Below are 17,028 nucleotides of genomic sequence, written 5' to 3'. Positions count from 1 at the left end.
CCGCGCCTTTCCCCGGAAGCGGGGTGGGCGGCGAGTCGCGACCGGAAAGGCCCGCCGTGGTAGGCGGACCGCATCCGAAGGACCGGAACGAAGAGGAGGACCCTGAGCGGCACGCGAAGGGTTGCGGGCTGCCGCGGCGGGTCTAGAAGGGAGTGCCGCCCGCCCCGCGCCACCGGGAAAGGCCAACAGACAAACCGCGCCGCCCGCAAGGGCGGCGGCCGTCACAGCCCGAAGGGCTGCCCACGCCAAGGGGCGAAGCCGAATGGCCGAGACCGCCTGAGCTTGCCGAAGAAAAGCGGGCTCGGTTCACGAGCACCTGGTGCGCGTCGTCAGGCGCGCGGGCGCCCGCCAAGTTTTTTCGCACATGGTCAGGCGCCGCAGTTACGTCGAGAACCAAAAGGCATCGGCGCCGTGCGCGCGGCTTCCTCCGAAAACCAGCGCTCGCCTTTCAACAAATTGAGGCGTTGTCCCACTCAATATTCCTGTCCGTGATCATGATAGATGCGGCGCGCCCGCTAGGACCGGAGGCTGGAGAGAATCTCGCACGGATCAGCGTCAAGGGCCGCAGTTATGTCGAGAAACTCGATGACATCGAGACGCCGCTCTGCGCCCTCGTACTTGGCCACGAAGGATTGGGGACGACCAAGCTTGTCAGCCAGCTGCTTCTGGGTCAGGCCTTTGGCCTTGCGCAGCAAAACCAGCCGGGCCAGGAACCGCTGGTGGCGGGGCGATCGAAGGGATTTGGGCATGGAGGCGAACCGGTCGGGTAAAGACCGGATCAGCGACTAATCCCGGTTTCGGATTATCCCAGTTTGGGATATACTGCCTGCGCTCACAGGCGAGGTTCGCAGGCATGAATGGACCAATGGGAACGGATGAGACTCGAAGCTCAAGTTTGAGCGATGAAGTCCCCTGGTCGGAGAACCTCACGAGCTACGACAGGGAGCATTTCACGATCTACCTGCGGATCCTGGATGCCTGCGCCGACAATGCCAGCGAAAAGGAGATGGCCGAGCGCATTCTCGGCATCGACCCGTCCATTGACCCGGTCCGCGCCCGCAAAGCTCTTCGCAGCCATATCGACCGTGCGAACTGGATGGTGACGACCGGCTACAAGGAACTGTTCGCCGGCTGATGCACAACGCCCACTGCCACGTGTTTCGATCAGGCAAGTCTCTGTAGCCAAATTCGGCAGCGCACGGCCGCGACAGCCGGCGCGGCGGGAGCGGTCACAACTGGTTCGCGTGCTGTTTGACTGCCACTTCCAGTGCTTGCATCAAAGGCACAGCCTTGGAGAAGAGGAAGCCTTGAGCGGTTCGGCAGCCAAGCTTGTGCAGGGTTTGCCGATCCGCCTCTGTTTCGACGCCCTCGGCCATGACGTCGATCCCGAGCATCTCACCGAGTTCAATGACCGATTTGACAAGCAGTCGGTCCTCTCGGGACTTGGCCAAGCCGCGAATGAAGCCCTGGTCTATTTTCACCTTGCGTATCCGACGGTCCTTGAGAGATGCCAAGGTAGAAAAGCCGGTGCCGAAGTCGTCGAGCGCGATGGAAATACCGGCATGTGAAAGCCGTCCGAGCTTTTCATCCACTCTGTCCGGGTCCACCGGCCATTCTTCGGTAATCTCGATTTCGAACATCGTCGCAGGCAGGCCTCTTGCGGCCAGACCATCCAGAACCATGTCGTCGATATCGCCGGCTTCCAGTTCGCGCGGGGAAACATTCATCGCCACACGAATGTTACGACAGTCAGCTTTCACCAAGCCGTCGATAAAAGCACAACAGTCGGCGAATACGGTTTGCGTCAGCAGCTGAAGCATTCCGGTTTCGCGTGCGGCTGTGATGATTTCGGGTGGAGAGATGGCACCATGTGTCGGATGGGACCATCTCAGCAAGGCTTCAAAACCGACCACGGCCTCGGTGTCGAGTTTCACGATCGGCTGGAACCAAGGTTGCAATCTTCCCGTCTTTATCGCCGAATGAAGGTCCCGTTCGATGGACTGGCGGCGTTGGAGTTCCCGGTCGAGTTCGGCATCGAACAGGCAAAATTCGTTCCTGCCATGGCGCTTGGCCGTATAAAGGGCGATATCGGCCCGCAACAGCATTTCAGTCAGGCTCGACGTCTGTGCCAAGTATATCCCTATCGATGCCCCGACGCGCACGGACGCGACCCCGATATAGGGGCGAGCAATTTTGGCTATGATATTGGAGGCGAGATCACTGGCAGAAAGCGAAGCTCTCGTTGAGGGAAAAACCAGCACGAATTCATCGCCGCCAATACGAGCTAGCGTTGAGCCTTCCGGTGCTTCCTGCTCTATGCGGCGGGCGATCATGACAAGCAGTTCATCACCGGTCCTGTGACCGTAGGTGTCGTTGACAGATTTAAAGCCGTCCAGATCAATCAGCATTGCCACGAAGGGGCCATCCGCGGTCTTGAACCGACCGATGGCGTGTTCAAGGCCCCGCCTGTTGAGAAGGGCGGTCAAATGGTCCTCCCTGGAGTTGCGCTCCATTTCCGACGCAAGTCGCTCTGCCTCATGTCTCAGGCGGCTTGCTTCGCGGAAGCGCGCCTGCCCAACAAACGAAGCTCGGACCAAGCCGCCCATGAAGAGCAGAACGGTGAAAGCCAGAATGTAGCGTTCAAAATTGCCTTTCGCCAAAAGGCACGCCACCGTGATGAGGAGTGGAGGTGTGATGAAGCTGGTCGCCGCGGCGGCATACGAGCTGCCATATGTAACCGCACCAGCTGAAATGCCCGCCAGTATGACCAGATGCATCGGTGCTTGAGGTGTTGTGTATCCAACAGTCAGCACGGCCGGGAAGGACCAGGCAAACCCTGCCAGAAGGGCAAGGACGCCAAACATGCGAAGGCGCGGCAAAACGCCAAGCAAATCCTGATTGCGCCCCGTTTCCTTTAGCTGAAAACGGGCGAGTGCAAGCCGGGCGGCATTTAGCGCATTGACGACCAGGAACCAGCTTGCAGCGGCAAAGCCGCCGCCAGAAAGGGCCTGCACCCCGCAAATCAGGCCTGACAGGATCGCGCTTATCGGCATCGACACGAAGAGCCCGGCCCTCAGGTCAGCAAGCTGATCCTGACGGATTTTGGCCTCCAGCGATTCTTCTTTCTTTAGGGGTGCCATGAATGGACCAGCTTGCTTGCGTCATTGTTCGCGAGGACCAAACCTATGCAAGCCCACTGAAGGACGGGTTAACTACCCAGCGAGGGTAACCAGTGCGCTCACCATGCTTCGGGTCACACCTTTGGCTTAGCATTGCCGAATCATCAAGGTTTCGCCCGCGCGCGTGCCTTGATCCGAGTCATGCCATGATCGGCAACGTCACCAGGAAGCAGCCTTGCCCGCGACGCTGCGAGCGAGCAAGACAAAGAAGCCGCGCCGAGACAGCGCTCCAGAGCGGTAGCGCTCTGTGCGATTCACCGCCTGAGCATGGCCGAAATGCCATGGCGGACAAAGGGAAGATGTTGGGCAAAGCGGAGCCCAGCATGTCTTGCAAGCCGTGCCGCCGGGTGCTCGCTTGAGTAAAGACCGACAAGCATGTTGGTGGCATGATAGAGCGGCGCCGCCGACAGCCGCAGCCGGTTTTCGTATCTGCCGAGCATGTCGGGATCGGCAATGTCGCGGCGGGCGCGACATGCTGTCAGTATTTTATGAGCGAGTTGCTTCTGGCCGCTTAGGCCTATGTTGAAGCCATGCGCGGTCACGGGGTGCATGCCGATGGCAGCGTCTCCTATCAGTGCCGCACTCGGTGCCGAGAACTTGTGCGCCCAGGTCGTGACCAGCGGATAGGCATGGCGGGTGCTTGCCAGGGTCATCTGCCCGAGGCGTCCTCGACACCGGTTCATCAATTCCATGAGGAACAATTCGTCATCGAGAACAGACAGTCTATCGGCCTCGATTGAGCGCAAAGTCAGAAGCAGCGACGACACGCCTTCCATGAGCGGCAACATCGCTATGGTCTGATGGTGGTCGAACCATTCGACCGCGATCTGGTGATGGAAGCGCTCGTGCCTCACTCGGCAAATCAGCATGGAGTGGCCAAGCGGATGGATGTTGGCGCCAATGCCGAGCAGGTCGCGCATCGCGGACAAACGCGAATCCGCTGCGACGAGCAGCCGAGCGGCCAATTGCCTGCCATCAGAAAGCGCTATGACCGCCTCGTCGTCGCTGGTTGTTGCATTGACGACCGAGTTGCCGCACAGCAGCCGGGCATGATCCTGGAAGTAGACAATTTTGAACAGGGCATCGCGGATCCGACAATTTGGGACCAGAAATCCGAGTGGTTCCCCAGATCCGCTGGGAGTATCGAAGCACAGGGCGAAAGGGCTCGACCCGTTGAGCACGCGCGCGCCATGAAGCGGTGATTTGTCCGATGCGGGGATGTCATCCCAGGCGCCGAGCTCGCGAAGGATTCTCACTGATGCGTGGGTCAGCGCGATCTCGCGACCGTCGAAAGCCGGATTCGCCAGGCTGTCGAGCGACTGCCGTTCAACCACTGCCACCTTGAGTCGGCTCCGGGCGAGCGATGCTGCGAAGGCAAGTCCGACCGGGCCAGCTCCGACAACAATGATGTCGAATGTGTCGACAGAGCCGGCCATCAGCGTGCCGCCATAGCGGCTATCTGCGATACGAAGCGCTCTTGAAGCATCGCAATCACCCACGGTTTGCCGCTCATCTCCCCAGCGTCGATAGACATGCGTTCTCCGTTGGAAGCATGGTCAATGAAACCACGCCGACTAAGAGATAACGCTGATCTGGATCAACCAGGCTCGACAAACCCGGCAACGGCGGGTTCACGGTCGAGTGGTCGATTGCCGCGAAAACGTTTGCATGTCTAGGCATTCTGAATGGTCGGCTTCCCAATCGCGTGCCCCTCCTACCCAAAGGTTCGGCAACGTGTTGTGGCTGATCCGTTCTTCGCACGCGCGCCGATATCATCATGACGAGGCAATCCAGCTAAAGATTCGGTCGATGACGACCAGCATCCGCACAGTCGTTGACGCCGCCGACCGGTTCAGCCTCGCGGCTCTTCCCGATCGATAAGGATCCGCTGGGCGGAGCCGTCGAGATCTTCGTATTGGCCGCTCGTCAAGATCCACAGGAAGCCCCGGTCCAAGCCCCACCAAAACAGGCAGCGGCCATCGCATTCCCTCAGGACGGGCGTCTTCGCTGCCGACAGCGTGCTCGCCAACCATGACGGGCGCTATACGCCGAAGCAACTCGCCGACGGCCTCATGTCCAAGTGATGTGGGAAGGGAGCAGAACCAAAGGGACTCTGCTCCGCGTCCCCGCTTTTTCCGCAGCTATGAAACCGTCACCGAACGGATCCGTACTGAGGAGGAGGCCGTCCTTGACTTGCCCGACGCCGGCAACCTTCTCAGCCGCAACGATCGCTGCCTTCCGCTGACGCTCGTCGACAATCGCCCCCTTCAGTTCGACAAGGCCGTCGCTGACCCTCACATCGATCGCGTCACCACCGCTCCAGGTTTGTGACTGCAGTTCGGCAAGTATCGCGTTGCGGATCAGGTCGTCATCGGGTGGCGTAGTGCCCTCTTTCGGCATTGCGCGGATCAGGACAGGCAGCAAATCAGTTCGCGTGATGATGCCGACGACCCTTTCCTGATCGACAATCGGCACATTGTTGATGCGGTGTTGCATCATCAAGTCGACAATATCTGCAATCGAGGCGCCAGGAGGCGCCGAGATGACGGGTGTGGTCATCACCTGATGGATGATCCGTCCGTTCGAGCGCACATAGTCTTCGGCGACTGTGCCCGGGCCAAGATCAAACTCCAGCCAGCGCGGACGCACACGCTGGGTCCCAAGTTCCTCTCGGCGCAAGAAGTCGCTTTTGCTTACAATGCCAACCAGGGCACCGTCGCTGTCCGTTACCGGGAGGCAGCTGACCTTGTTTGAAAGCATGAGCTCGGCCGCTTCGGCGATCGTCGCGTTCGCATCCGTCGTGATGACTGGCTTCGTCATGATGGCTTCGGCTTGCATCCTCACCCTCCTGATCTTACGTCGGACGACGATGGGGCATCCCGACGCGCGGCGCTTTGATCTAAGTCACTTGGAACGAGGAGGATTCTCCGCGCCGTCGTCGCGGTCGATAAGAATGCGCTCCGCCGCGCCATCGAGATCGTCGTACTGGCCGCTTCTCAATGCCCACAGGAAGCCGGACAGGCCGAGTGCGCCAAGGAACAGCGCCACCGGAATGAGATAGGCGAGCGTCGTCATGAGGATCGGGCCAAGGCGCCGGCCCGCGCGGGCCTGTCCTGCCGCGCAGTTTCGGACGACGCACCCGTTGGGAAGCCTTGCAGACGCATCGCATTTCCAATCACAAGCAATGACGAGGCAGACATCGCGACCGCCGCGATCAGAGGCGTAACATGACCCAGAATGGCGATCGGCACGGCCACAGCATTGTAAACGATAGCAATTGTTATGTTCTGTCGGATCAGGCTTCCCGCCTTGCGCGACACGTCCAGCGCCAGCGGGATCGCCAAGAGGCTTTCGCGCAGAAAAACGAAGTCGGCTGCATTGCGGCCAATGTCGGCGGCGGTGGCGGGTGCGATCGAGACATGCGCGGCGCTCAGCGCCGGCGTGTCGTTGAGCCCGTCGCCAACCATCAGAACCTTGTGCCCGTCTCTCGCCAGGCTCTCGATGCGTTCAACCTTGCCGGACGGTAGCAGGCAGGGAACGAAGTCATCGACACCAAGCACGTCCGCAACCTCGGCGCAGCCTTTGGCGGTATCGCCCGACAGCATTTCCACGCACATACCAGCGTTGCGCAGTTGATCGATCGCTGCCCTGGTGTCGAGGCGCAGCGCATCCTCGAAAACGAAGGATGCCACAATCATGCCGTTTTTCGTCAGGACTGTTCCGCCGTAGCCATGTTTGCCTTCGCCGCCGGTTCGAGCCTTCCAGCCAGCCCATCCGCGTCGACCCAGCCGCCAGGTGATACCGGCGGCGGTGGCTTCGATCCCGAAACCCGGGTGCTCGGTCACCGCATCGAATTTGTGCTGGCTGCTGCTGACGGCAAAGCCGGCAATGGCCTTTGAATATGGATGACGCGAATGCGCGGCCAAGTCGGCAGCGATTGCCAGCATGGCGGGATCGATCGACGACGTGTTGACGAGCCTGGGCTGGCCAAGCGTGAGCGTGCCGGTCTTGTCGAACACGGCTGTATCGATCGTTGCCAGGCGCTCCATGGCCGAGCCGTCCTTGACCATGATGCCGTTTTCGAACAGGCGCCGCGCGGCCACCACCTGAACGATTGGAACGGCGAGGCCAAGCGCGCACGGGCATGTGATGATGAGAACAGCGATTGCGATCGTCATCGCCCGGTGCCAGTCGCCAGTCACCGCCATCCAGCCCAGGAAGGTTGCCAAGGCGGTGAGATGAACCACGGGCGCGTAGAGTGCCGACACGCGGTCGGCGATACGGCGATACCCGGCGCGACCACCTTCGGCGGCCTCCATCAACCGAACCATTTCCGCCAGGAACGAATCCTTGGCGGCCGCTGTCGCCTCAATCGTCAGCGGACCGGTGAGGTTGAGGACACCGGCCTGCACAATCTCCCCTGGCGCGACGTTTCGCGGCGTGCTCTCGCCAGTGACCAGTGAGCAGTCAAGATCCGAGGCTCCATGAACGATCGTGCTGTCGACGGGGATTCTCTCGCCGGCTGCAATGAGCAGTTGCATCCCCGGTTCGATTTCGCCAACCGGCAAATAGTCCCGTGCGCCGTCGCCGCGCAACACCATGGCGCCGCGCGCGGCCAACTGTGACAGGTTCTTTACCGCGGTCCGCGCGCGTTCGCGCATCACGTGATCGAGCGTGCGGCCGATCAACAGGAAGAACAGCAGCGATACCGACGCGTCGAAATAGGCGTGGTCGCCATGGGTGATCGTCTCATAGAGGCTCATGGCGTAGGCCAGCGACACGCCGACGGCGATCGGCACGTCCATGTTCATGCGGCCGTGGCGCAGCGCAGTCCACGCCGATTTGAAGAAGATCCCGCCGGCAAAGGCGAGGGCGGGAATGGCGATGAGCGCCGAGACCCAGTGGAACAAATCGCGCGTGGCGCCTTCGGCGCCGGACCAGACCGATACCGAGAGCAGCATGATGTTGCCCGCCGCAAAGCCGGCAACGGCGACGGCGCGGATGAGCTCCGATAACGTCCTGTCCTTCGCATCGGTGTCGGCTTCGAACAGATGTGCCTGGTAGCCCAGGCGCCCGAGCACTGCGACCAATGGTGGAACCTCATCGCCGCGCCACTGGACCGAGACCCGCTTCGTTGAAAGGTTGACGCGGGCGGCCTGGACGTGATTGAGCTTTCCCAACGCGGTCTCGATCATCTGGATGCAGGCGCCGCAGTGAACCGTCGGTACCGACAGGTCGGTCTGATGAAGGTCATCGCCCAGCGACCGGCTCGCCAGCCTGACCTCCTGGCTTGACGGCAGGACCGAAGCGGGGCTGACCAGATCCAGCGCCATTTCAGCGCCCGGCGCGCAGCAGCTCATTTCAGCACCCCTTGGGAAATCATGACCCTGCGCACGTCGCGATAAGGTCTTGCCAGGCCGGCATCGGCGTCTATTTCGATGATCCAGACACCATCCCTTGGCACGTGTTGTGCTGCAAACTCCTGGCCAGAGACCAGGGCGAGCGTGACGGACTCATCCTCTTTCTCGTAAGCGGGATGGCGAAACAGCACCTTCACGCCATGCAGGGAAACCGGTTTGCCCGCGGCGTCGATGATGCGATAGCGGACTTCGCCCCATGCGATGGTCAACTGGCCGGTCCAGCCAAGCGCTGCCTGCGCACGGCCTTCCTCGGCCTTCTTGTTGAATTGCTGGCTCGCCACATAGGTATTTTCGACGACAAGGCCGGTCCAGCTTGTGTTGGCAAGCGTCGCCATCGTCACATTGACCGCGATGACCACGCCGAAAAAGGCAAGGATCGTGGCCAACATGTGCCTGCCGGTGAACTCGCGGGGGTTTCGCGTGGTGGCGTTCATCTGGCGATCTCCGGCGAGTTGAAGGTGGCGGTGTATTCGTTGGACTCGAAGCTGACCTTGTCTTCGACCCGGAATGTGAAGGTCTGCGCCTGGCCATGAATCTGGTCGGCGGGCAGGCGCACGAAAACCTTCAACATCTTCAGCCGGTCGGGTTCGACCTGGACTGCAAAGGAGCGATCGGCGGGGAGATCGACGCCAACGATGCTCATCTCCGCGCCTGGCAAACCCCCGAGGGTGACGATAATCGTTCTCGGTTCGGGGATCATGTTCAAGAGCTTGACGGTATAGCCATTGCGGATCGAGCCGTCCGAGAGCGTCACGAATTGCGGGTTGCGGTCGTGCAGGACATTGATTTCGAGCCGGTCGCGCGTCAGCAGCGAAAAGAGCAGGCCCAGCCCGATCAGCGACCACATGGCCATGTAGACATAGGTTCGTGGCCGAAAGATCTTGCGGATATGGAAATGCGCCACCCTGTCCGAAAACACGCCGTCATCCGTCCTGACCAGTGATGGATCGACCGAGCTGGCGCCGCCTGCGGTGGCCAGCATCATGTTGGCGTTGTAGTCGGAGAGCGTCGCGTAGGAGATCAGTCCTCGCGCTTTGCCGAGCTTGTCCATGACGCCGTCACAGGCATCGATGCAGAGCGCGCAGGTGATGCATTCGAGTTGCTGACCGTCGCGTATGTCGATCCCCATCGGACAGACGGCGACACAGGCATTGCAGTCGACGCAATCGCCGACGGGATGCCCTGCGGCAAGAACCTTCTTGGCGTGACGCGTGCGCGGTTCGCCGCGCCAGTCATTGTAGGTGACGGTGAGCGAGCTCTCGTCGAGCATGGCTGCCTGGATGCGCGGCCATGGGCACATATAGGTGCAGACCTGTTCGCGCATCAGCCCGCCAAACGTGTAGGTCGTCGCCGTCAGGACCGCGACGGTGATGTAGGCGACAGGCGCTGCCGTGCCGGTGAAGAGTTCGCCGAGCAGCGTCGGCGCATCGGCGAAATAGAAGATCCATGCGCCACCAGTCGCTGCGGCTATGACCAGCCAGATGACGTGTTTCGATGCCCGCAGCACAAGCTTACGAGTGGTCCAAGGACCGGCATCGAGCTTGATGCGTGCGTTGCGGTCGCCCTCGATCGCGCGCTCGACGACCAGGAACAGATCGACCCATACGGTCTGTGGGCATGTGTAGCCACACCAGGCACGGCCAACAGTCGATGTGATCAGGAAAAGACCGACGCCGGCCATGACCAGAAGGCCGGCGACATAGTAGAATTCCTGGGGCCATATCTCGATGAAGAAGAAATAGAAGCGCCGGTTGGCGACATCGAGCAGCACGGCCTGGTCCGGGCTAAACGAGCCCCGATCCCAGCGCAGCCACGGCGTCAGATAGTAGATGCCGAGCGTGATCGCCATCACGATCCATTTGAATCGGCGAAAGCTGCCCGAGGCCCGCTTCGGGAAGATCTTCCTGCGCGCGGCATACATTGGCTGGCGCACCTTGGCGGAGTTGAACGTCGTGGGTTCGATCCGTTCTATTTGCGTGTTATCGAGCACGAGAAGCTCCAGTCACCAGCGACGATTTCGCCGGAAGCCGACTCATCGGTTCTGGATGATGCCGAGGCCCGGCTTGCGCCGGGCCTCGTCGCTTGGCGGGAGGGGGAGGACGAGAATAGGCTGCTTTCCTATTCTCCGCCGCCAAGCGAATGGATGTAGACCGCCAGTTCCTTGACCTTGATCTCGCCGAGGCGCGCGCCCCAGGCCGGCATCACGCCGTGTTTCGGTGCGGTTACCTGGGCGGCGATGGCCGCTTCGCCTGACCCGTAGAGCCAGATGGCGTCGGTCAGATCTGGAGCGCCGAGTTCCTTGTTGCCTTTTGCATTGTCGCCATGACAGGCCACGCAGTTTTCGGCAAAGACCTTTGCGCCCGGCGCGACCAATGCTTGATTGACGACGGCCCCCGACAGACTGGCGACGTAGGCGCTGACCTGTTTGATCTGGTCGGCGGTGATGATGTCGGCAAAGGCGGGCATTTCCGACAGGCGCGTATCCGGATCGGAGGCGAAGCGAATGCCATGGGTGATCGTCTGCTGAATCTGGTCCGCCTTGCCGCCCCACAGCCAGTCGTCGTCGTTAAGGTTGGGGAAGCCCTTGGAGCCCTGGGCGCCGGAACCATGGCACTGCACGCAATTGAGCTTGAACGCGGCACCGCCGGCGGCGACGGCGAATTCGCGCAGCGTGTCGTCCGCCGCGATCTCCGAAACACTTTTCGCTTCTATCGCGGCGACATATTTGCCCTTGGCTGCTTCAGCCTTGGATAACTCGTTCCCGACATCGTTGCGACTGGAATAGCCGAGCACACCCTTGGTTGTCGTGTGTAGCAGAGGCCATGCCGGATAGGCGATCGTGTACCCGATCGCCCAGACTATGGTGATGTAGAACGTCCAGACCCACCAGCGCGGAAGCGGGTTGTTGAGCTCCCGGATGCCGTCCCACTCATGACCGGTGGTTGAGATGCCGGAAACCTCGTCGATGTGATCGCTGCTCATGATCAGTCCTCCTTCAGAGGAATTTGAGCTGCTTCGCCGGCTTGCCTGCGGCTTCCGGGACGAACTGCAAAGGCAACAGATCCGATGAAGAAAAGAGCCATGGCAAGTAGGCCCCAGCTGTCGGCAATTTCCCGCATGAAATTGTACGTCATGGCCATTGTCCTCAGCGGTAGCCGGCGGTCTCATCGTAGTTCTTGAAATCGACCAGCGTGCCCAGCATCTGGAGATAAGAAACCAGCGCGTCCATTTCGGTGACTTGCTGCGGGTTGCCGTCGAAGTCGCCGATCTTGGCCTTGGGGTAGCGGGCCTCGAGGCCGGATGTGTCGGCGTTGGGATCAGCCTGCGCCATCAAATCGGCATTGGCGTTGGCGATCATGTCGTCGGAATAAGGGACGCCGACGCGCCTGTTGGCGACCAGATGCGTCGAGAAGTCCTTCACCGCGATCGGCTTGTCCTTAAGGAAGGCATAGCTCGGCATGATCGATTCCGGTACCACGGACCGTGGATCTGTCAGGTGATCCACGTGCCACAGGTTGGAATACCGGTCGCCAACGCGGGCGAGATCCGGTCCGGTGCGCTTCGATCCCCACTGGAAGGGGTGGTCGTATATCGACTCGGCCGCCAGGCTGTAGTGGCCGTAGCGCTCGACCTCGTCACGGAACGGCCTGATCATCTGGCTGTGGCAGAGGTAGCAGCCCTCGCGGACATAGATGTTTCGCCCGGCAAGTTCGAGCGGCGAGTAGGGGCGCATGCCTTCCACCTTCTCGATCGTGTTGTCGAGATAGAAGAGCGGCGCGATCTCGACGATGCCGCCGACCGTTACCACTAGGAGGGAGCCCACGAGTAGAAGTGTAGCGTTCTTCTCGATGACCGCGTGTCTGTTCATCAACCTCATTTTCTGTCTCATCATCGCGCAAGCTGGAGGGCGGGGGTGGAGCGCGGCATCGGATCCTGCTCGCGCCGGTAGCCGAGGATGGTCATGGCGATGTTCCAGGCCATGAGCAGGGCGCCGGAGAGGTACATGGCGCCGCCGATGGCACGCATGATGTAGTAAGGATGCATGGCTGCCACGGTTTCGGCGAAGGAGTAGACCAGGAAGCCCTGTTCGTCGTATTCGCGCCACATCAGGCCCTGCATGATGCCGGACACCCACATCACCGCGGCGTAGACGACGATGCCGAGCGTCGCCAGCCAGAAATGCCAGGTGACGAGCCTGAGCGAATAGAGGCGTTCACGGTTCCAGAGTCTCGGCACCATGAAGTAGATTGCGCCGAACGAGATCATGCCGACCCAGCCGAGTGCGCCGGAATGGACGTGGCCAATGGTCCAGTCGGTATAATGCGACAGCGAGTTGACCGTCTTGATCGACATCATCGGGCCTTCGAAGGTCGACATGCCGTAGAAGGCGATGGCCATCACCATCATGCGGATGATGGGATCGGTGCGCAGCTTGTCCCAGGCGCCCGACAGCGTCATCAGGCCGTTGATCATGCCGCCCCATGACGGCATCCACAGCATGATCGAGAACACCATGCCGAGCGTCTGCGCCCAGTCGGGCAGGGCGGTGTAGTGCAGGTGATGCGGCCCGGCCCAGATGTAGAGGAAGATGATTGCCCAGAAATGGACGATCGAGAGGCGGTAGGAATAGACCGGCCGGTTGGCCTGCTTGGGCACGAAATAGTACATCATGCCGAGGAAGCCGGCGGTGAGGAAGAACCCGACCGCATTGTGGCCGTACCACCACTGCGTCAGGGCGTCCTGGACTCCGGAAAATGCGGAATAGCTCTTGGATCCGAGGAAGGAGGCCGGCATCGAGAGGTTGTTGATCACATGCAGCATCGCGATGGTCACGATGAAGGAAAGGTAGAACCAGTTGGCGACGTAGATGTGCGGTTCCTTGCGCTTCAGGATGGTGCCCAGAAACAGGATCAGGTAGGCGACCCAGACGATGGTCAGCCAGATGTCGACATACCATTCGGGTTCCGCATATTCGCGGCTCTCGGTGATGCCGAGCAGATAACCGGTCGCGGCCATGACGATGAAGAGCTGGTAGCCCCAGAACACGAACCAGGCGAGATCGCCACCGAACAGCCGAGCGCGGCATGTGCGTTGGACGACATAGAGAGACGTGCAAAGCAGCGCGTTGCCGCCGAAGGCGAAGACGACGCCCGAGGTGTGCAGAGGCCGCAAGCGGCCGAAGTTGAACCAGGGCTGGATGTTGAGATCGGGATAGGCAAGCTGCAGCGCGATGGCCACGCCGACAAGCATGCCGATGACACCCCAGAACATGGTGGCGATTGCGCCATAGCGGATTGGCCCGTCCATGTAAGCGGACGGGTCGATCGGAGCGGCAGGCTTGAACTCAGTGTTACGCAGTAGGATCGCAGTGAAGCCAGCCAAGGCGAAGAACAAGACCCACATGTGCTGGCGAAAGGGTTCATCCACCCCAGTGCCAGCCGCCACCAAAGCCGCGAATGCGAACAGGCTTAGAAGCACGATTTCTTTGCCGAATTTCATCGCAAACCCCGATTTCCAATTCCGGCGGATGCCAAACCGCGGTGCCTTATTGCGCAGCCGTCGCCTGCTCGCCCTGATCCATGTCAGAGCCGCACCATTTTGCTCGAGCAGCATCGAGTTCGGTGCGATCAGACTGCGACGATCGAATGTGGAAGCGCACCACCGGCCGCCCGTTTATGGATGGGGCCTGGCGTCCCGGTCGGGCCCCGGGTGCGGAGGCGACCGCGGGCGTGTGGGGGAGCGCACCTTCTGCGACGCTGGAAAGCAGGTCGACGCCTTACCGAACCCCGCGTTCAATGCATTGGAACGGCCAGCGCCAGCGTTACGCTGCCGTCGTGACATTCATGGCTTGGGGAGACGGCGATTTTCCCCTGCGGATGAGGCGTATTGACTTCGGCCAAGTGTGGATGCTTCGCCGACGAGCCGAAAGGCAACTGGCGCATACGATCGGATGGAGAACGGGCTGTCGCTACGCGACTTCTTCTGAGCCCAACGCGAGCATGCCCTGCCCCGAATGAAGTAAGTGACGGGGGCCATGCAGCTTCTGCGTCATTCAAACGGCTGTAGCGCCTCGGCCGCCGCAGCGCCGTTCCAGCCGGCTCATGCTGTCCACGGTGACGCGGCGGTTGTTCTCGATCCGAATCACGCCGTCCATTCTCAGGCTGGTCAGCTGACGGCTCACGGTCTCGTTTGTGATTCCAAGGAAATCAGAAATGTCGGCACGCGTCATCGGCAGCTCGAAGCACGTCGAGCTAGCCGTCGGGTCAACATTGGAGTCGATGTTCCGGGCAATCATGAGGAGAAAGCTCGCCACCTTTTCTGGTGCGGTCTTGCGCCCCAGAGTCACCATCCATTCGCGTGCCTCGTCAAGTTCGTTCAGCGCCTGCTTGAGCAGGCGATGCACAAATTCGGGTGACTGCTTCATCATCCGTTCGATGGCCGCTCTGGGAAACGAGCATAGCGAGACAGCTGTTGCCGCTTCCGCATTGATCGCACTTTTCATCTTGAAGGGCCGACCCAGAAAATCCGGGGCGAACTGCAGGCCGACAATCTGTTGGCGTCCATCTGACAGGCTCTTCGTGAGCTTCACCACGCCTGAAAGCACGTTCGAATAACAGTCGACCGCCTCGGCGTCGCCGATCAGTTCGACCCCCGGCTCGATATTGTGCCGCGACGACGTCTTGGCGAGCTGAGCCAAATGGTCTGGCTCTAGCGCGCCACAGACACCGCGGCGCCGTGCCTCGCAAGACAGGCAAAGAACGGGGATGCCGGAACTGTGAATATCCTGCCGTAATGTCATTCGATCGCTCTACCGGTCCGTGCGGGCAGGATAGCATCCACGGTAGAAAAATCCTTGCGGCAGTTTGTCCGTGCTGAAGGTTGATCGAAATCAGGGCTTAGGCTCATCCAAGCATCCACAGTTCGGGCGACGCAAACACGGTGGACCACGACATGCGACAAAAGCTAGTTGCCAGATTTGGCGAGAAAGTCCCGCGCTACACGAGCTACCCGACCGCGCCGCATTTCAATCCAGGCGTTGATGCTGCCGTTTGTCGTGGCTGGCTGCAAGCGCTCGGCGGTGGTGACGAGATCTCGCTCTATCTGCACATCCCTTACTGCGACAAGCTTTGCTGGTTCTGTGCCTGCCATACCAAGCAGACACGCCATTACGAACCGGTGACGATCTATCTCCGCTCACTGCATGCCGAGATCGCCACCGTCGCCGGTCTTGTCGCAGGCAAGGGTCGCGTCCGTGCCGTCCATTTCGGTGGCGGTTCGCCGACCATGCTCAAACCCGAAGATATGGTGGCGCTGGGAACCGCCCTGCGCAACAGCTTCGGCTTTCTTCCCGGCGCCACGATCAGCGTTGAAATCGAACCCAACGATATGGACGATGCCCGCCTCGATGCGCTTGCCGAAATCGGCATGACCCGTGCGAGCCTCGGCGTCCAGGACTTCGATCCGAAGGTTCAGAAGGCGATCAACCGCGAGCAGAGCTTTTTGCAGACCAAAGCGGTAGTCGACGGTGTTCGTTCGCGCGGCGTCGAATCCGTCAATCTGGACCTGCTCTACGGCCTGCCGCACCAAACCAGGGCGAGCGTTTCCTCAACGGTCGCGCAGGCACTGACCCTGGAGCCGGACAGGATAGCGCTTTTTGGCTACGCCCATGTGCCGTGGTTCAAGAAACACCAGACGATGATCGACGAGGCATGGCTGCCCGGTCCCGCGGAGAGATTTGCTCAATCGCAACTGGCGGCGCGGGCGATCGTGGACCAAGGGTACGAAGCAATCGGCCTCGACCATTTCGCCAAACCCGGCGATGCCCTGGCCCTTGCCGCCCGCGCCGGAACACTGCACCGGAACTTTCAGGGTTACACCGACGATTGTTGCGAAACCTTGATTGGGTTAGGCCCATCGTCCATCAGCCAGTTTCGGCAGGGCTATGCGCAGAACATGCTTTCGACCAGCGAATATCGATGCACGGTGGATGACGGCGGGCTGGCCGCTGTTCGGGGTATCGCACTTTCCAACGACGACCGCGTTCGCGGCTGGATCATCGAACGTTTGATGTGCGACTTCGCCTTCTCGGCCATCGATCTGGTGGAACGCTTCGGCGAGGCCGGCCAGAGGCTCCTCCTTCAGTCAAGTTCCATGGCCCTCCACGATCCGGTTCCATTGCTTGAACTTGATGGCGACAGATTCGTTGTGCCGGCTGAAAGTCGCCCTTTCGTCCGAAGCATCGCGGCCAGGTTCGACAAATATTTCGAAGCTGGAACGGCCAGGCACTCGGCGGCAGTCTGAGCACTCAGAGGAATGGTCATGCCTCTCAGTCGATCATGGACCGCGGTACGTTTGTTGATCGGCGACCGTCTATCGAGACAAGATTCTGAGCGGACCAGACGCGTCTTGGCGCAGCGACGATATCGTCC

At 60.7% G+C, this 17,028-nt stretch carries 16 protein-coding genes; 2 read left to right on the top strand and 14 right to left on the bottom strand.

What is annotated here, in order from left to right:
* Positions 1-515 precede the first annotated feature (515 nt).
* The gene (locus AC3EMP_RS10095; RefSeq protein WP_023708050.1) at positions 516-749 is read right to left on the bottom strand and encodes a helix-turn-helix domain-containing protein; all 234 of its coding nucleotides are present in this window, start codon (positions 747-749) and stop codon (positions 516-518) included.
* A 104-nt stretch (positions 750-853) separates the two neighbouring features.
* On the opposite strand from AC3EMP_RS10095, the gene AC3EMP_RS10090 reads away from it, so the two are divergent.
* Complete coding sequence (locus tag AC3EMP_RS10090; protein ID WP_081726268.1) at positions 854-1,135, top strand: DNA -binding domain-containing protein; 282 nt, start codon at positions 854-856, stop codon at positions 1,133-1,135.
* 94 nt (positions 1,136-1,229) lie between these two features.
* Here AC3EMP_RS10090 and AC3EMP_RS10085 read toward each other — a convergent pair whose 3' ends face one another.
* The 13 genes from AC3EMP_RS10085 to AC3EMP_RS10025 all read right to left on the bottom strand — a co-directional run bounded on the left by AC3EMP_RS10085 (position 1,230) and on the right by AC3EMP_RS10025 (position 15,398).
* Positions 1,230-3,140, bottom strand: a complete 1,911-nt coding sequence (locus AC3EMP_RS10085; RefSeq protein WP_352713641.1) for a putative bifunctional diguanylate cyclase/phosphodiesterase — start codon at positions 3,138-3,140, stop codon at positions 1,230-1,232.
* A gap of 293 nt (positions 3,141-3,433) precedes the next feature.
* Positions 3,434-4,615, bottom strand: coding sequence for a 5-demethoxyubiquinol-8 5-hydroxylase UbiM (gene ubiM, locus AC3EMP_RS10080; protein ID WP_352713653.1), 1,182 nt, complete (start codon positions 4,613-4,615; stop codon positions 3,434-3,436).
* 416 nt (positions 4,616-5,031) lie between these two features.
* Positions 5,032-5,148, bottom strand: coding sequence for a cbb3-type cytochrome oxidase assembly protein CcoS (gene ccoS, locus AC3EMP_RS10075; protein WP_352886926.1), 117 nt, complete (start codon positions 5,146-5,148; stop codon positions 5,032-5,034).
* Positions 5,149-5,249: 101 nt separating this feature from the next.
* A complete protein-coding gene (locus AC3EMP_RS10070; RefSeq protein ID WP_352713638.1) occupies positions 5,250-6,017 on the bottom strand; it encodes a CBS domain-containing protein in 768 nt (255 codons plus the stop codon).
* Positions 6,018-6,083: 66 nt separating this feature from the next.
* Complete coding sequence (ccoS, locus tag AC3EMP_RS10065) at positions 6,084-6,254, bottom strand: cbb3-type cytochrome oxidase assembly protein CcoS (protein ID WP_023697810.1); 171 nt, start codon at positions 6,252-6,254, stop codon at positions 6,084-6,086.
* Positions 6,251-8,539, bottom strand: coding sequence for a cation-translocating P-type ATPase (locus AC3EMP_RS10060; protein ID WP_352713635.1), 2,289 nt, complete (start codon positions 8,537-8,539; stop codon positions 6,251-6,253). Before AC3EMP_RS10060 ends, ccoS (AC3EMP_RS10065) begins: the two co-directional genes overlap by 4 nt.
* Positions 8,536-9,033, bottom strand: coding sequence for a FixH family protein (locus tag AC3EMP_RS10055; RefSeq protein WP_352539095.1), 498 nt, complete (start codon positions 9,031-9,033; stop codon positions 8,536-8,538). The genes AC3EMP_RS10060 and AC3EMP_RS10055 overlap by 4 nt, the downstream gene beginning before the upstream one ends.
* On the bottom strand, positions 9,030-10,589 hold the full coding sequence (ccoG, locus tag AC3EMP_RS10050) for a cytochrome c oxidase accessory protein CcoG (protein WP_352713632.1): 1,560 nt from the start codon (positions 10,587-10,589) through the stop codon (positions 9,030-9,032). Before ccoG ends, AC3EMP_RS10055 begins: the two co-directional genes overlap by 4 nt.
* A gap of 128 nt (positions 10,590-10,717) precedes the next feature.
* Entirely contained in the window at positions 10,718-11,581 is an 864-nt protein-coding gene (gene ccoP / locus AC3EMP_RS10045) for a cytochrome-c oxidase, cbb3-type subunit III (RefSeq protein ID WP_023707014.1), read from the bottom strand.
* A 2-nt stretch (positions 11,582-11,583) separates the two neighbouring features.
* Entirely contained in the window at positions 11,584-11,733 is a 150-nt protein-coding gene (locus AC3EMP_RS10040; protein ID WP_023707015.1) for a CcoQ/FixQ family Cbb3-type cytochrome c oxidase assembly chaperone, read from the bottom strand.
* A gap of 11 nt (positions 11,734-11,744) precedes the next feature.
* A complete protein-coding gene (gene ccoO, locus AC3EMP_RS10035; protein ID WP_352544210.1) occupies positions 11,745-12,476 on the bottom strand; it encodes a cytochrome-c oxidase, cbb3-type subunit II in 732 nt (243 codons plus the stop codon).
* Between the two features lie 11 nt (positions 12,477-12,487).
* The gene (gene ccoN, locus AC3EMP_RS10030; RefSeq protein WP_352713627.1) at positions 12,488-14,098 is read right to left on the bottom strand and encodes a cytochrome-c oxidase, cbb3-type subunit I; all 1,611 of its coding nucleotides are present in this window, start codon (positions 14,096-14,098) and stop codon (positions 12,488-12,490) included.
* 553 nt (positions 14,099-14,651) lie between these two features.
* Complete coding sequence (locus AC3EMP_RS10025; protein ID WP_023708062.1) at positions 14,652-15,398, bottom strand: Crp/Fnr family transcriptional regulator; 747 nt, start codon at positions 15,396-15,398, stop codon at positions 14,652-14,654.
* Between the two features lie 152 nt (positions 15,399-15,550).
* Between AC3EMP_RS10025 and hemN the strand changes: the two genes are divergently transcribed.
* Positions 15,551-16,900, top strand: coding sequence for an oxygen-independent coproporphyrinogen III oxidase (gene hemN / locus AC3EMP_RS10020; protein WP_352713624.1), 1,350 nt, complete (start codon positions 15,551-15,553; stop codon positions 16,898-16,900).
* Positions 16,901-17,028 lie beyond the last annotated feature (128 nt).

It is taken from the genome of Mesorhizobium sp. P160219, assembly GCF_057786095.1.
The sequence above is the reverse complement of the archived record's forward strand: the minus strand, read 5'-3'. Positions and strand labels throughout refer to the sequence as shown.

Excerpts from the sequence above, each read along its gene's own strand:
- AC3EMP_RS10095 (WP_023708050.1), bottom strand. The coding sequence starts at position 749 with ATGCCCAAATCCCTTCGATCGCCCCGCCACCAGCGGTTCCTGGCCCGG.
- AC3EMP_RS10090 (WP_081726268.1), top strand. The coding sequence starts at position 854 with ATGAATGGACCAATGGGAACGGATGAGACTCGAAGCTCAAGTTTGAGC.
- AC3EMP_RS10085 (WP_352713641.1), bottom strand. The coding sequence starts at position 3,140 with ATGGCACCCCTAAAGAAAGAAGAATCGCTGGAGGCCAAAATCCGTCAG.
- ubiM (WP_352713653.1), bottom strand. The coding sequence starts at position 4,615 with ATGGCCGGCTCTGTCGACACATTCGACATCATTGTTGTCGGAGCTGGC.
- AC3EMP_RS10070 (WP_352713638.1), bottom strand. The coding sequence starts at position 6,017 with ATGCAAGCCGAAGCCATCATGACGAAGCCAGTCATCACGACGGATGCG.
- ccoS (WP_023697810.1), bottom strand. The coding sequence starts at position 6,254 with ATGACGACGCTCGCCTATCTCATTCCGGTGGCGCTGTTCCTTGGCGCA.
- AC3EMP_RS10060 (WP_352713635.1), bottom strand. The coding sequence starts at position 8,539 with ATGAGCTGCTGCGCGCCGGGCGCTGAAATGGCGCTGGATCTGGTCAGC.
- AC3EMP_RS10055 (WP_352539095.1), bottom strand. The coding sequence starts at position 9,033 with ATGAACGCCACCACGCGAAACCCCCGCGAGTTCACCGGCAGGCACATG.
- ccoP (WP_023707014.1), bottom strand. The coding sequence starts at position 11,581 with ATGAGCAGCGATCACATCGACGAGGTTTCCGGCATCTCAACCACCGGT.
- AC3EMP_RS10040 (WP_023707015.1), bottom strand. The coding sequence starts at position 11,733 with ATGACGTACAATTTCATGCGGGAAATTGCCGACAGCTGGGGCCTACTT.
- ccoO (WP_352544210.1), bottom strand. The coding sequence starts at position 12,476 with ATGAGGTTGATGAACAGACACGCGGTCATCGAGAAGAACGCTACACTT.
- ccoN (WP_352713627.1), bottom strand. The coding sequence starts at position 14,098 with ATGAAATTCGGCAAAGAAATCGTGCTTCTAAGCCTGTTCGCATTCGCG.
- AC3EMP_RS10025 (WP_023708062.1), bottom strand. The coding sequence starts at position 15,398 with ATGACATTACGGCAGGATATTCACAGTTCCGGCATCCCCGTTCTTTGC.
- hemN (WP_352713624.1), top strand. The coding sequence starts at position 15,551 with ATGCGACAAAAGCTAGTTGCCAGATTTGGCGAGAAAGTCCCGCGCTAC.